The organism is Vibrio sp. D3 (assembly GCF_043995865.1).
Lineage (GTDB): Bacteria > Pseudomonadota > Gammaproteobacteria > Enterobacterales > Vibrionaceae > Vibrio > Vibrio diabolicus.
In genome coordinates, this window is the sequence record NZ_CP171886.1 from 57,896 (window position 1) to 70,784 (window position 12,889).

Here is a 12,889-nt window from a genome sequence, read left to right on the forward strand (position 1 = left end):
TGGAAGCCTTTATCATTTGGTTTTTACCAGTTACTTTTCGCTCGGGCGTTGCAGGTGTTCTGCAAGCACTTTAGTAAACCTTGCTGCTTCACCACCAGTACAAGCGCGATGATCAAACGTTACGGATAGCGGCATTGCTTTCACCGAAATTGCTTGACCATTTCTTATCACCACTCGGTCGAGTATTCGACCAGCACCAACAATAGCGACTTGCGGAGGTGTGACGACAGGTGTCGCGTAAATGCCGGCAATCGCTCCGAAGTTGGAAAGCGTAATCGTCGCGTGCTGTAATTGCTCTCGACCGATCTTTCTCTCTCTGATCCCTTCAACAGTTTGATCGAGCCAACGACGAACATCTTGTGGCTCGTATTCATCTGCGTGGCGCAATACGGGGACGTACAAGCCATGACGGCTATCTACAGCAATACCAAGATTAACTGTATTGTGCACGCAACGCGTCATGGTTTCTGCATCAAACCAAGCATTTAAAGCAGGCTCTTCCTGACATGCATGAACAATCGCTTGAACCAGACGGATACTGATGTCTTCGTTCGGCAGCCAGTCTTCCAGCAACGCTTCTTCTGTAATGGTCACGGCAGCAACGTGCTCGTGTGACTCAGTCATCGAGGACACCATGGTACGTCGAGCGCCTTTCAATACTTCTGTGCCCGGACGCTGTTTCCCGGCTTCGTCGTAAATGTCGGCATCAACGATAAGACCGTTTGGACCACTGCCTGACACGAGATTAAGATCTACCCCAAGTTTTTGTGCCAATAGACGAGCCGACGGTAGAGCAGTAACTAGATTACTCTCAGTCGTGTTGTGATTGCCTCCAATCCAGAAGTCATCGACGTTAACGTGATGCGCTTGATGAGAAACATTGCCGACAACGGTTGCGGCGTCAGCGGTCTCTTTTTTCTCTACCGTTGCCCCGCGCTCTGCGCCAGTTTCGTCAATTTCGAGTAGCAATGCGCCAATATTGACGATATCACCTTCTTCCCCATGGCGGCTGACTACACGGCCCGAGTAGGGGGCGGGAACGTCGACCGTCGCTTTTGCTGTCTCGACAGTTAAGATCACTTGATCCAACTTAACCATGTCACCGACATTAACGTGCCATTTTACAATTTCTGATTCAGCGAGGCCTTCGCCGAGATCGGGTAAGTTAAACGTCTTCATTTCCAATCCTCCACGAGTTCGCGCGCTGCGGTCACAATGTCTTCTTCCTGAACCATGAAATAATCTTCGTTACGGTAATAAGGCATAATGGTGTCCATTCCAGTTACTCGTTTAGGTGGGGCTTTTAGTAAGCACATGGCGTGTTCGGCTGTTCGAGCTAAAAGCTCAGAGCCCACACCACAAGTTTTACTCGCTTCATGAACAACGAGTAAACGTCCGGTTTTTTCTAGTGAGCTGAAAATCGTCGCGGTATCAATTGGCTTAATACTCGCCAAATCAATCACCTCGACTTCAATCCCTTGACTAGATAAGGTCTGTGCGGCTTGAAGTGACTCTACGACGCATGCGCCCCAAGTAACAAGCGTGATATCTCGCCCTTTACGTAAGGTGAAGCAGGTGTCGAGTGGAAGTGCTTCGCCATTGTCAACGACGTCAGATTTAACGGTGCGATATATGCGCTTCGGTTCGAAGAACATGACGGGATCATTGCTTCTAATTGCAGCGAGAAGTAAGCCGTATGCGCGTTGTGGTGAAGAAGGGATCACTACTTTAAAGCCAGCAGTGTGCGCAAATAGCGCCTCTACACTTTCTGAGTGGTGCTCTGGAGCGTGAATACCGCCACCAAATGGCGCACGAAAAACCGCGGGGCAAGTGAGGCGACCGCGAGTTCGGTTACGCATGCGTGCCGCATGGCACATTAAGTGCTCCATTGCCGGAAAAACAAAACCTTGAAATTGAAATTCGGCGACAGGTCGTAATCCTTGCGTTGCCATACCGACCGCAACACCGCCGATTAACGCTTCAGCGAGTGGCGTATCGATCACTCGTTTGAGACCAAACTCTTGTTTGAGCCCTACGGTGGCACGGAATACGCCACCATTATCACCTACGTCCTCACCTAACACGACAACATTTTGGTCTTGTTGCATTTCGTGGTGCAGAGCGAGGTTTACTGCTTCAACTAACGTTAGCTCAGCCATGTTTGCCTCCCTGCATTCGCATTGCTTTGTTGATGAGTTCATCTCTTTGAGCGTGAAGCTCTTGGGGAAGCGATTCATACAAATAATCGAACCCAGTTTCTGGTGCTTGTGACGGTAAGCTGAGGTAGCGTTCAACTGCCAGTTCCACTTGTTCCTTGCAGTATTCTAGCCATTGTTGCTCTTGTTCATCGCTCCAAGCACCTTGATTAAGGAGATACGTTTTAAGACGTGCTATAGGTTCGTATTGCCATGCGGTTTGAACATCGTCCTCTTTACGATAACGAGTCGCATCATCGGCAGTAGTGTGGTCACTTAATCGGTAACTGACCGCTTCGATGAGTGTTGCGCCTTTCCCTTTTCTCGCTCTCTCAAGTGCGGTCTTAGTTGCATCATAAACGGCGACGACATCGTTACCATCTACCGTAATGCCCGGGATGCCAGCGCCTTGCGCTTTTTCTGATAAGAAATCGGCAGCACATTGAAGGCTACGCGGCACTGAAATTGCCCACTGGTTGTTATTCACAACGAAAACAAGTGGAATATTCCAAGCACCCGCACAGTTTATTGACTCTAGAAAATCCCCTTTGGATGTACCGCCATCGCCGCACATGACTAGCGCAGCTTCATGGTTACCTTGAATTTTCAGTGCGGAAGCCACCCCGACAGCGTGCGTACATTGCGTCGCAATGGGAACACAGAATGGAAGATCTCGGCTAGGAATTGGGCTGCCCTCTGGAGCAAAATCACTACCGCGCTCATCACCGCCCCAGTATTGAAGATTCTTCTCCATGCCAATACCACGACACCACATTGCAGGCATATCGCGATAATAAGGGACAAATACATCATCGGCTTTCAGCGCTCTGCCGACCGCAATGCCGATGGCTTCAGCACCTAGGTGCGAAGGGTAGGTCCCTAACTTGCCGGTGCGTTGCAATGCAACGGCTTTGTTGTCGTAAGTGCGAGTTAATACCATGTCTCGGTAAAACCCGACCAAAGTTTCAGTGTCAGCCCAGTTGGGTAGTTGGCCGACTAGGTCCCCATGATGGTCGATAAACCGATGCATGGGTAATGCCTGAACGTTCATCTCAAGCTCCTTTTGACGCTGCGTGTCTTTTGGACTGCAGCTGTTCATATCAAACCAGAGTTTGTATGGGTACTCAAACTCTGATATCAGCGCAAAGGCCATACCTAAGGTTGCTTGTGTTTTCTATAGCTGTAGGTATCTGTACGTCCTTTAAACTATTTTCCGATAACACCGCTGCGGCTATTTCATCGCAAGACACAGAGAAACATTTTTTCTGCATCTAACCCTCTAACTAAATCGTGGGATAGCCAGATACAATAAGTGTAAACAAATTGTTAAATTGTGCTTCATTTTGACTTTCGCCCAGTAGTAAAGTTTTGCTTACACCCTGATTTGGCAGAGTAATATGCTGTTATTTTGTTGGTGATATTTTTAAATTCGAATTTAATTACTGGTTAATGAAACATATTTGCAACAAAATTTGGCTGTAAAATTTGACAAAGTGAGTCATTATTAATGAATCAACTCAAGTAGTTGTTATGTGTTGTATTGAGATTTTTTGTTGTGCCCGAAACTCCGGCCTTATGAGAATACATAACTTCTTCCCAACAGAGTGGAATCAGGGTAGGGTGACGGCATTACAAATGTATACCCTCGGCGGTCCTTGAGCTTATCAGCAGTAGATGGCGCTCAAGTCGAAGTGATTATGGAGAAATTATGTATCACGCTCATGTTTATTTTCCTTTAAGAGAACAAGATAAAGCGCAAGCCTTGAACGAGATCATCCGTCAAGAGCGTCAAGATGTGCTGCGTGTGTTTCCTTTGGTTGGAAGATTGGTTGGCCCACATAAAATGCCGATGTTTGAAATTCACCTAGAGTCATTGAGTGAAGAGTTTTTGGCTTGGCTCGATACGATTCGAGGTGATTTTTCTGTGCTTATCCATCCTGTGAGTGAAGAAGAGTTGCTCGACCATACGGAACGCGCGATTTGGTTGGGTAGAGAGATTGGTGTATTTGAAGAGAAGCTAGAGAAATAGTTGTTCCTCTCGCATGTATGACCGCTTTGAATGCTTCTCCCCTCATCGCGGTCACCGTAGCAAGTTAGCGTCTTCATGTTCGTTAATAAGTCGCGGTTTCCTTTTCTCCATTCTGCAGGCCCTGTTTTTGTGTGCTAAACCTACAAGTAGGCTTTTGAGCTTAAACATCAAGTGAGACCATGTTTCTGTTTAGCATGTCGTTAAATAAGTTTTGGCAGCAATAAAATAATAAGTTCAGATAAATGAAATAGGTATAGCAGGGAAGTGCAGTTTACGACCCCAACGCCATTGGCAGTGGAGCCGATAATTTCTGAGGGGGAAGGGTATGTTTTCGATACTCTTGGTCATACTTTCACTGTATATATTTTGGTTGTTGTTTCGCAACGGACCTGCATTCGCCGAACGCGTCGCTCATCAAAAACGTAACTGGGTTGGACCTACCGCCAACAAAGAAGAATGGCGAGGATATTGTACGGATGTATTTCAGCCGTTCAGCTCTCAAACGACTTTTTACGCCATCGCTTATTTTGCGAATTATATTGCAGCAGCAAATGCGATATCTTGGTCAACAGTATATGAAGGGGATTACCCGATCATCATAAGCCGATTTGGTAGCTACTTTATTTTAAATACTCACGATTCACTAGTGGTTGCAGGGTTTATTGCGCTTGCTTTCTTTATCATCAATTGGCAGCTTGCCATGCACTGTTCTGGTATTCTCAGTCAGTATCTAGTGCGGATTCTTATTATCAATCGAACGCGCTTTGTTGCGATTAGCTTAGTGTTTTGCAGTTACTTTGCGTATCTCTTGACAGTTGGTATTTTCTGGTTGTTCCATGACGGTTATTCGATCTGGCACGGATTAACGCTTACTCCTGTATTCTTATTATTGGCGTTATTGGTTGCGGTTGTTTTGCCATCTATGAAAAAAGAGAGCAATAAACCTTAGATAGACTTGCCACGTTAAATTACACACGATTTTAGGATAGTAATTCCTATGCCATTAAGTTAGCATTGCCGGCTTTTTAACGGTCTACAGGCCCTTATTAGTGGGAGGAACTATGTTTATCGGCTTTGACTATGGCACTGCAAACTGTTCAGTGGCAAAAATGGAATCGGGTGAGCCAGTAATGCTTAACCTAGAAGGGAGCAGTCCATTTATTCCTTCCACCCTTGCTGCACCGACTCGTGAATCGGTATCCGAGCACTTATTTCGCCATCGAGATATTAAACCATTAGATCAAGTTGGTGAGCAGGTTTTACGCCGGGCAATCAATTTAAACCGAGAAGAAAGTATTGATCTCGAATCTGACGACATTGCATTTGGTCAGGCGGCGCTTAATCTCTATTTGGAAGATCCTCGTGATATCTATTACGTAAAGTCGCCGAAGTCTTTTCTTGGCGCTTCTGGCTTGCGTGACGTGCAATTGGCTTTCTTCGAAGATCTTGTCTGCGCGATGATGGACAATATTAAGTCGCAAGCCGAAAACGATGCGCAGCAAAGTATTACCGATGCTGTTATCGGCCGGCCAATTAACTTCCATGGGCGTGGCGGTGAAACGGCTAACATTCAGGCTGAACGCATTTTGTTGCGGGCAGCGAAACGTGCGGGCTTCCAAAATGTGGAGTTTCAGTTTGAGCCTGTCGCGGCGGGCCTAGAGTATGAAGCGACACTCAGCGAAGACAAAACCATTCTAGTGGTCGATATTGGCGGTGGTACAACGGACTGCTCGTTGATTCAAATGGGGCCGTCTTGGCGTGGCAAAGCGGATAGGACCGCAAGCTTGTTAGCTCATAGTGGCCAGCGCGTCGGCGGGAATGATCTTGATATCGCGTTAGCATTTAAGCAGCTCATGTTCCCGTTTGGCATGGAAAGCAAAATGGAGTCAGGTATTGTGATGCCGACCACCCAATTCTGGAACCCGATAGCAATCAACAATGTAGAAGCGCAGAGTGATTTCTATTCGCGAGAGAACCTATCCGCGTTGAAGTTGCTTCAAAAGCAGGCTCAAGAGCCAGAAAAGCTTGCTCGTTTGCTAGAGGTGTATCATGAGTCTTTAGGCTACAACATTGTTCGCCGTGCCGAAGAAGCGAAAGTGGCGCTTTCAGAACAAGCTTCTTACCGAACTGGCATCAACTTACTGTCAGAACTGATTGAAGTCGATGTGCAACGAGACGAAATGATCGAAGCGATTCAGTCGCCGAAGAATAAAATGACGGCGTTGGTGACAGAAGCGGTAGAGCAAGCTGGGGTGAAACCCGATGCTATCTTTATGACTGGTGGTTCGGCACGCTCGCCAATTTTGCGCGATGCGGTGCAAACCGTACTGCCAAATATTCCGGTCGTCAGTGGAAATTATTTTGGCTCGGTAACTGCTGGCCTAGCTCGTTGGGCTGAGGTCTGTTTCAAGTAGAAAGAAAACTAATTGCGCTATGGGCATTGTTACCAAATTTATGACTTCGCTTAGGCTTATCAAATGATGGTTGGAAGACTTCGCTGAGAGATTGAGTTTCATGCGAGTAGGGAACCTTGTTAGGGTTCTTAAATCTTTCAATGTCATTCTGAACAATGAGGGACGAGCGTGATTCAGATCTATTGTCCGAGCATGCTGTTATGTATATGACTTCGTCTCGCTAAGCGCAACTCGCTGCCATTATTCTGAAGAATCGGGTTATGATCTATCGGAATAATGATTTTTACTAAGCTGAAATAAAAATGCCCGCTAAATCAGCGGGCATTTTTGTTTACGTCATTAATGGTGCATGTGTTTTTCCATGTGACCTTGTTTTTCAACCGCCATTTCTACTTCCACTTTACCCGCGTTTTTGAATGTTAACGTCATAGGGAAGCGGTCACCTTCTTTGAGCGTTTGTGTTGGATTGAAAATCATTAAATGGAAGCTGCCTGGCTTAAACAACACTGAGTCATTGGCGGGAACGCGCACTTCGTCAATCTTAATCATTTTCATCACACCATCTTCTTTCTTATGCGTGTGAATTTCGACATGTCCTGCGATTGGGCTTTCTGCTGCGATCAATGCATCTTCACTGTCACCGTGGTTGGTTAATTGAAAAAAACCACCGATAACAGGTGCGTTTGGTGGCGCTTCGCGGCTCCATGGATGATCGATATGAATTTTCCCTGCTTCATAATCGTGCGCTAAACTCAGCGGGCTAGCGATGACAGCAATAAGCGCGATAGCGGCGGTTTTAAATGATTTAAGCATGTGTTTTTCCTTTTGAATGAATAGCTTCTCTGAATGGACAACAAACAGAGTCATCGTTATTTTTGAATAAAGTTGTTAATGATTAGATGCCTGTTAGGCAGGAAAAACACTCGGCGGAGAGTGCTTAGGCGCGATGTGTTTGTAAACGAGCTTATCGCATTTTGAAAATCGGTAAGGCGTCAGGGCATTCTTGACTCGGCGCAGCCAATGGATGGTAGTCAGGTATAGCCCAATCGCAACCAAAAGAAAGAATTGAACCGCTTGTAGAAGCGGACATTCAAACTGAAAGCCTTCATGTAAATTAAGATCTTGAATGAGCGTAGAAGAAGGTTGAGCATTAGCTTCAATCAGCGTATTGATATCCACCCATTTGAAACCATCTGCGGTACACAGTAAGACCTTTTCACTTTGAACTTTGTTAAGCCAGGTTGTGCTGTGAACTTGTGTTGGGTTAAGAGTCGCTGTGGACGCTAAATACAACTGAAACAACACCGCGATAATAACCGCAATAGCGTGCAAGCGATGGTGTTTATGCTGTATTAGAGTGTTTTCCATACAATTGAGTGCTTATCTTCTTCGGCGCGGGATACTAACAAATTAACCAAACAATGTAATTATCAGTTTACTAAAAGGTGATGCAAGTGTGCATTATTTGTTTTATTGCCTGTTATTAACGCTTTAATGTCTTGATTCGGCTGGCATTCACAACCTCCAATTCAACTTGTCAGTCTTGCCTAGTCGCTTTTGAAGATACTGAATTAATCTCTCTTATATGTCACTGAAACTTCGGTTAGTGGGTGCCGAAGTGGTGTTTTTACGTGCTAGATTTGGCTGATATCGATTCAAAATGCACACCGAATCTTCACTTGTTTTCCATTAACGGAATTATGACAGTAATTTAATAAAGGATACGGTATTCTGCGCTCCTTTGTACATGCCAGAACGTCCGTCCTACTTAGTCGGAGGGGCGATTAATCTTAAGAAATTTCTCAAATGAAATACGAACAACAGATTGGATATCGATACCCTAAAGGTCGATTTGCCATGGTGAGTGTATACGCATTCACTGGTGCTGCGATTTTAGCATCGACTATTTTTTCTCTATTGCTGTTTTTGTCGATCGACGAAAACCCGATGATGCAAACCTTATTTGGTGGTTTAGCGATTATTTTTGAAGCGGGTAAGTTCTACGCTTGGTATGAATACGGTGAGCGCCGAGCCCATCGCAACTATACAGGGGCGGCAACCGCTCTCGTGTTTTATTTAGTCTTAGCTGCGATCTCCATTGGCGGTAGTATTGGTGGCATTAACAGTGCAACAAACAGCGCACAAAGCCATATTTCGGTAGAGCAGGCGAAAGTGGACGCGTTTAATCGCCAAATTGCGGCAATCGATAAACAGGTTGAGCTCAACAATATGGCAGCGCAGAAATACATCGAGATGGAGCGTATCGCGACCGGTGTAACTCGCATTCAGGAGCAAAACAAAACCTTACGCGAAGAGCAGCAACGCTTGGCTATGGAACGTGATAGTTTGCCACCGGTCACGCAAGGCTCAGTGATTGGTTTGATTGATAGCCTAGCCAACGCATTTGGTACCACCTCTCAGCAAGCTCAGCTTGGCTTGGTTGTATTTCTTTCGATTCTGTTGGATTTCTTTGCTGCATTTTTTGTCGGCCTGATTGGTGAAGAGCAACGGTTCAGACATTTCTATCGCCGAAATGAGGGCATGATACTGAAAACGGTTCGCGATATCGATCCAGAGCCAGCGGGGTATCTTCCTCATATCAAAGAGGAGGAAGCGCAAGAAATACCAGTAACGCCGGAGCCTGAAGAGCCAAAAGAACCGAAAACTCTGTTAGAGCAAGTGAGCGATGCACTTAAAACGCATCAAATTACGTGCACAAAAAAAGCCGTTGCCAAACAATTTAGGCTATCTGCGGAAGAGGTAGACAAGGTGTTTGAGGAATTGGCAGAGCTCGGTTTAGTGGGTAAAAAAGCCAACCACCATTATCATTGGATAGGTCAGACAGAGACAGCATAATTGGTTATCAATTAGAGATCGGAAAGAGCGTCAATCGGCGCTCTTTTTTGTATTAGCTCGCCATTAACTAGTTTTTAACTTTTAAATAAATTATGAACAACTGGTCTTGCAAATTGAAAGTTCACTTGGATATCAGTTGAGGCTAGATTTGATATGTCCGAGTCAGCTAAATATTCACGCGCAAGGGATATATGTTTCAATACAGAAACTATTTTCTATCATGGTACAGCGAATAGTTCAGACGGCTCAATGGTGGGCATGAACTATGCGTATTCAGGTGATTAAAGGCTCTAAGTCAGCGAGTTAAAAATTAGCCGAAAGATACATTTTGCTTCATTCAGGAAGTCATAATAGCGGTCGCGTGATCGAGGATACACGTGAGGAAACATTTGCTCCAAACTTACCTGCCCGAATCGGTTATTAATACACCAAGAATGAAAGAGGCGCTAATTTGGTGCCTTTGTTGATAGCTACACAACATGATACGACTAATCTCTTTCTGCCTTAAAACGATACTGTTCCGACAAACAGACCAGAAGACCAACTAAAGCCGAAACGAAAATTACACACACTTGGTAGGTGACTTTCCCTGCCCCAAGATCGTTCAAAATCTCGGTAGTAGCAATCATAGGAAGCGTTACCGTGATCAGCAAGCTTAATAAGCGAGAAACCTTAGATTTCTTTCCGTGCCGCTTGGTATAGAAATAATGCGCATAATCCGAGTACATGATAAACAACGAGATAAAAAGACCCAGTATCCAAAACATAGCTTACAAATCCTCTATTCTAAGCATGTTACGTCGTAATAACTCTTGCTTTGCAGCTAGCGCATCAGCCTCGTTAAAGCCTTTGAGTACACTCGCGAGAATAACCGCTACAAAAAATGCTCTCGCGCCAGCTCGTTGCGCAGTTGATGAGAGGCTGAGTTTCTTGAAAGTCTCTTCAGCGATGTGCACAGAAGCCATTTCTTTAATCAATGCAGCCCCTTGACCTTTTGATAGCCCGTATATAACAGCTGCTGCAAAGCCGACCTCAAGTTTAATATCGATGGTGATAAACCATGTAGAAAGGAAGTCTGCGACTGCCTGATGAGTATCGAAATACTGGCGCAACTCACCATCTGATAGACTCCAAGGGTTCCACATGGGCTTAGCAATACTTTGCGCTATCAGCATTTGAACCTTACCGAAAAATTTCGGATTCCCTAAAGCCTGTGCTTGTTCAAGGACTTTTCTTTGGTCGAGTCGATTGAGCTGTCGATACAAAATGACACCTGTTATTACAGGCAAAACCTTTTCTCTGTTGTTTCTGATAAAACTCAAATCTGCATCTAAGCCTGTCAGTATCGCCAACTGAACTACAGGTTCGGTTTTTAGCGTCTGCTCACTATAACCTCTAACCATCGTTAGACCTCCTTTTTTTCATATATTGTATGTGTACAATATAGACAAGTGATTTGTATGCAAGTTGTAGCACTTTTCATTAGGCTCAAAGTCTCAGAGTTAAGAGAAACTATTACTAATTAATTGACTTGTGTAGTAAAAATAGTACGAGGTCAAAGTCCTGTATTGGAATATGAGAAAACAAGGTTGAACTTGGGCATCAAACAACAGGTAAGTAATCAGTTTATTTCGGCAACATGCTTTCTACGCTCAAACTCTATGGTGTAGACGTTAATTTTTATTGAGCTTTTTTGTCACGTCTTTTCACCGTTTTCCTCTCTTTTTTCTTGTGTCGTTGTATCAACAGCTTTGCCCGCCACCCTTTCATCTGGCAGTTTGTCTTTTCTTGGATCAATCGCGGTATCTTTCAATGTTTCTTTAGGTGTACAACAACTGCCAATACCAACCACGGTTTTTTTCGCAACGGTTTTGGTTGTTTTTTCTGCATCGCAGTCAGGGGGAGTCACGTTAGCTAAGCTGGTGGATGAAGCTAAAAGTAAGATAAGCAGAGTGAGATAACGTTTTTCATAGTAGTCACCAATATTGTGGAACATAGGTAAAGTGTAATTTGGAGAAAAGAGTTACGCGGAAATTTGCTAGTTTGAGTCTAGGGAAGCATAGTCAGGTGAAAACAAAAAAGTGCCACCGAAGTGACACTTTTTCTTTAGCGTAGAAGGTATCAGTTGTCGTAAACGTCCAACTCCACTTCACGGGCAATATTTTGGTCGTTGATGATTACACCATCGACTTCGACACGAGCACCATTTAGGTTAAGTTCTTCGATGCCTTGGAAGCGTGTTTGTACATCAATCACAACGGTAGTGTTGTTTAGCAATTGATCTGCGTCGTTTTCGCAACGCTCGATGTCAAATGTTCTTGCTTCAGCATCGTAGTTTGATACGTATCCTTCACATTCAAATTCTTTACCTTGCCATTGGTTGTTATCGTCAAAGTCTGGTTGCTCAAACTCAATAACGGTAGCGATGCGTTTGCCATTTTTCATGACAGACGTTACTTCCACTTCTTGACCTTGTTTTAGGTTCGCTTTGCTGCCATCTTCAAATCGTGTTGCGTTATCGATGAAGAATGCACCTCGGTAGTTTAATGAAAACTCACTGTAATCATTTGCAACCCAAGTCACGATGCCTTCCACATCGCTGTCATTGCTTATGACGTCGTAGCCTTCAACTTCTACCTCATTTGCCATGAAGACGCCGTTTTGCATTTCACCTTCTACTTCCACCCATTGGCCGATGCTAAGTTGGCTAATGTTGTCGTAAGATACGGTTATATTTGTACCAAGCTTAAACGTGCCAGCATTTTCATCGATACTAGTAATGCGACCTTCTAGTTCGTAGTAGCTTCCAAGAGTTGGGTAATCGTTATCTACGTCGATTTCGACCACAGACAACACTCGATAACCCGCATCAGCAGTCGGCAAGGATGACACCATCACCCAGTCGTTGATCTCTATATCATCACTTAAACCGTCAAACTGCAGATCTACGCCGTTTACCGTAAATGTTTTCTTCACATAATCAATTGCTGTAACACGTCCGGTAATGGTTGGCTCAAGTGTTACTAAGAAGCCATCGTCAGACGCTTTACGAACATCTGTTCCTACTAGAACCATCATTTTGGGTTCTACATCGGCCAATTGCATTGATGTATCGCCATAAACCACCCCAGACACATGGTATGTATATCCATTGACGGTTAACGTGTTTTCTTCAGCGTTGACCGCTTCAACAGAGCCAATCGCTACACTTGGTTTCACTACTGGTTGAGTTGGTGTGCTATCGCTATTGCTGCCACCACCTGAACCACCACAACCAGACAATGCCAAACCTACTACAGAAATAAGAGCGAGTTTTTTCATTGTATTAACCTCAATTTACGAGCTAGTTTAGGAAATTGCCTGTATCTTATTGGGCATATCGTGAAGAGATCGTG

At 44.7% G+C, this 12,889-nt stretch carries 13 protein-coding genes; 4 read left to right on the plus strand and 9 right to left on the minus strand.

Features of this window, described 5'->3' with window-relative positions:
- Positions 1 to 30 precede the first annotated feature (30 nt).
- The 3 genes from ACHFJ9_RS00225 to pdhA are packed head-to-tail and all read right to left on the minus strand — an operon-like array spanning position 31 to position 3,246.
- Positions 31 to 1,179, minus strand: a complete 1,149-nt coding sequence (locus ACHFJ9_RS00225; RefSeq protein WP_047009272.1) for a dihydrolipoamide acetyltransferase family protein — start codon at positions 1,177 to 1,179, stop codon at positions 31 to 33.
- Positions 1,176 to 2,159, minus strand: coding sequence for an alpha-ketoacid dehydrogenase subunit beta (locus ACHFJ9_RS00230; protein ID WP_104972702.1), 984 nt, complete (start codon positions 2,157 to 2,159; stop codon positions 1,176 to 1,178). The genes ACHFJ9_RS00225 and ACHFJ9_RS00230 overlap by 4 nt, the downstream gene beginning before the upstream one ends.
- Positions 2,152 to 3,246: a pyruvate dehydrogenase (acetyl-transferring) E1 component subunit alpha gene (gene pdhA / locus ACHFJ9_RS00235; protein WP_012842500.1), complete on the minus strand. Its 1,095-nt coding sequence runs from the start codon at positions 3,244 to 3,246 to the stop codon at positions 2,152 to 2,154. Before pdhA ends, ACHFJ9_RS00230 begins: the two co-directional genes overlap by 8 nt.
- 657 nt (positions 3,247 to 3,903) lie before the next feature.
- On the opposite strand from pdhA, the gene ACHFJ9_RS00240 reads away from it, so the two are divergent.
- The 3 genes from ACHFJ9_RS00240 to yegD all read left to right on the plus strand — a co-directional run bounded on the left by ACHFJ9_RS00240 (position 3,904) and on the right by yegD (position 6,638).
- Positions 3,904 to 4,224 (plus strand): DOPA 4,5-dioxygenase family protein, encoded by a 321-nt coding sequence (locus tag ACHFJ9_RS00240; protein ID WP_005375836.1) that lies wholly within the window; start codon positions 3,904 to 3,906, stop codon positions 4,222 to 4,224.
- Between the two features lie 325 nt (positions 4,225 to 4,549).
- On the plus strand, positions 4,550 to 5,173 hold the full coding sequence (locus tag ACHFJ9_RS00245; protein ID WP_005395624.1) for a hypothetical protein: 624 nt from the start codon (positions 4,550 to 4,552) through the stop codon (positions 5,171 to 5,173).
- Between the two features lie 112 nt (positions 5,174 to 5,285).
- On the plus strand, positions 5,286 to 6,638 hold the full coding sequence (yegD, locus tag ACHFJ9_RS00250) for a molecular chaperone (RefSeq protein WP_006742470.1): 1,353 nt from the start codon (positions 5,286 to 5,288) through the stop codon (positions 6,636 to 6,638).
- A 339-nt stretch (positions 6,639 to 6,977) separates the two neighbouring features.
- Here yegD and ACHFJ9_RS00255 read toward each other — a convergent pair whose 3' ends face one another.
- Positions 6,978 to 7,451, minus strand: a complete 474-nt coding sequence (locus ACHFJ9_RS00255; RefSeq protein WP_042521048.1) for a copper chaperone PCu(A)C — start codon at positions 7,449 to 7,451, stop codon at positions 6,978 to 6,980.
- Between the two features lie 93 nt (positions 7,452 to 7,544).
- The gene (locus ACHFJ9_RS00260; protein WP_012842502.1) at positions 7,545 to 8,006 is read right to left on the minus strand and encodes a hypothetical protein; all 462 of its coding nucleotides are present in this window, start codon (positions 8,004 to 8,006) and stop codon (positions 7,545 to 7,547) included.
- A gap of 438 nt (positions 8,007 to 8,444) precedes the next feature.
- On the opposite strand from ACHFJ9_RS00260, the gene ACHFJ9_RS00265 reads away from it, so the two are divergent.
- On the plus strand, positions 8,445 to 9,494 hold the full coding sequence (locus tag ACHFJ9_RS00265; RefSeq protein WP_395354677.1) for a Preprotein translocase subunit SecY: 1,050 nt from the start codon (positions 8,445 to 8,447) through the stop codon (positions 9,492 to 9,494).
- A 488-nt stretch (positions 9,495 to 9,982) separates the two neighbouring features.
- Here the strand turns inward: ACHFJ9_RS00265 and ACHFJ9_RS00270 are convergent, their stop codons facing one another.
- The 4 genes from ACHFJ9_RS00270 to ACHFJ9_RS00285 all read right to left on the minus strand — a co-directional run bounded on the left by ACHFJ9_RS00270 (position 9,983) and on the right by ACHFJ9_RS00285 (position 12,815).
- Positions 9,983 to 10,261 (minus strand): hypothetical protein, encoded by a 279-nt coding sequence (locus ACHFJ9_RS00270; protein ID WP_046875328.1) that lies wholly within the window; start codon positions 10,259 to 10,261, stop codon positions 9,983 to 9,985.
- A 3-nt stretch (positions 10,262 to 10,264) separates the two neighbouring features.
- A complete protein-coding gene (locus ACHFJ9_RS00275; protein ID WP_256894148.1) occupies positions 10,265 to 10,897 on the minus strand; it encodes a hypothetical protein in 633 nt (210 codons plus the stop codon).
- Between the two features lie 293 nt (positions 10,898 to 11,190).
- Complete coding sequence (locus ACHFJ9_RS00280) at positions 11,191 to 11,490, minus strand: hypothetical protein (RefSeq protein WP_145472013.1); 300 nt, start codon at positions 11,488 to 11,490, stop codon at positions 11,191 to 11,193.
- Positions 11,491 to 11,615: 125 nt separating this feature from the next.
- A complete protein-coding gene (locus ACHFJ9_RS00285; protein ID WP_395354680.1) occupies positions 11,616 to 12,815 on the minus strand; it encodes a DUF5666 domain-containing protein in 1,200 nt (399 codons plus the stop codon).
- Between the last annotated feature and the right edge of the window lie 74 nt (positions 12,816 to 12,889).

Bases quoted from the DNA above. Each gene is read 5' to 3' on its own strand.
- ACHFJ9_RS00225 (WP_047009272.1), bottom strand. From the start codon at position 1,179: ATGAAGACGTTTAACTTACCCGATCTCGGCGAAGGCCTCGCTGAATCA.
- ACHFJ9_RS00230 (WP_104972702.1), bottom strand. From the start codon at position 2,159: ATGGCTGAGCTAACGTTAGTTGAAGCAGTAAACCTCGCTCTGCACCAC.
- pdhA (WP_012842500.1), bottom strand. From the start codon at position 3,246: ATGAACGTTCAGGCATTACCCATGCATCGGTTTATCGACCATCATGGG.
- ACHFJ9_RS00240 (WP_005375836.1), top strand. From the start codon at position 3,904: ATGTATCACGCTCATGTTTATTTTCCTTTAAGAGAACAAGATAAAGCG.
- ACHFJ9_RS00245 (WP_005395624.1), top strand. From the start codon at position 4,550: ATGTTTTCGATACTCTTGGTCATACTTTCACTGTATATATTTTGGTTG.
- yegD (WP_006742470.1), top strand. From the start codon at position 5,286: ATGTTTATCGGCTTTGACTATGGCACTGCAAACTGTTCAGTGGCAAAA.
- ACHFJ9_RS00255 (WP_042521048.1), bottom strand. From the start codon at position 7,451: ATGCTTAAATCATTTAAAACCGCCGCTATCGCGCTTATTGCTGTCATC.
- ACHFJ9_RS00260 (WP_012842502.1), bottom strand. From the start codon at position 8,006: ATGGAAAACACTCTAATACAGCATAAACACCATCGCTTGCACGCTATT.
- ACHFJ9_RS00265 (WP_395354677.1), top strand. From the start codon at position 8,445: ATGAAATACGAACAACAGATTGGATATCGATACCCTAAAGGTCGATTT.
- ACHFJ9_RS00270 (WP_046875328.1), bottom strand. From the start codon at position 10,261: ATGTTTTGGATACTGGGTCTTTTTATCTCGTTGTTTATCATGTACTCG.
- ACHFJ9_RS00275 (WP_256894148.1), bottom strand. From the start codon at position 10,897: ATGGTTAGAGGTTATAGTGAGCAGACGCTAAAAACCGAACCTGTAGTT.
- ACHFJ9_RS00280 (WP_145472013.1), bottom strand. From the start codon at position 11,490: ATGTTCCACAATATTGGTGACTACTATGAAAAACGTTATCTCACTCTG.
- ACHFJ9_RS00285 (WP_395354680.1), bottom strand. From the start codon at position 12,815: ATGAAAAAACTCGCTCTTATTTCTGTAGTAGGTTTGGCATTGTCTGGT.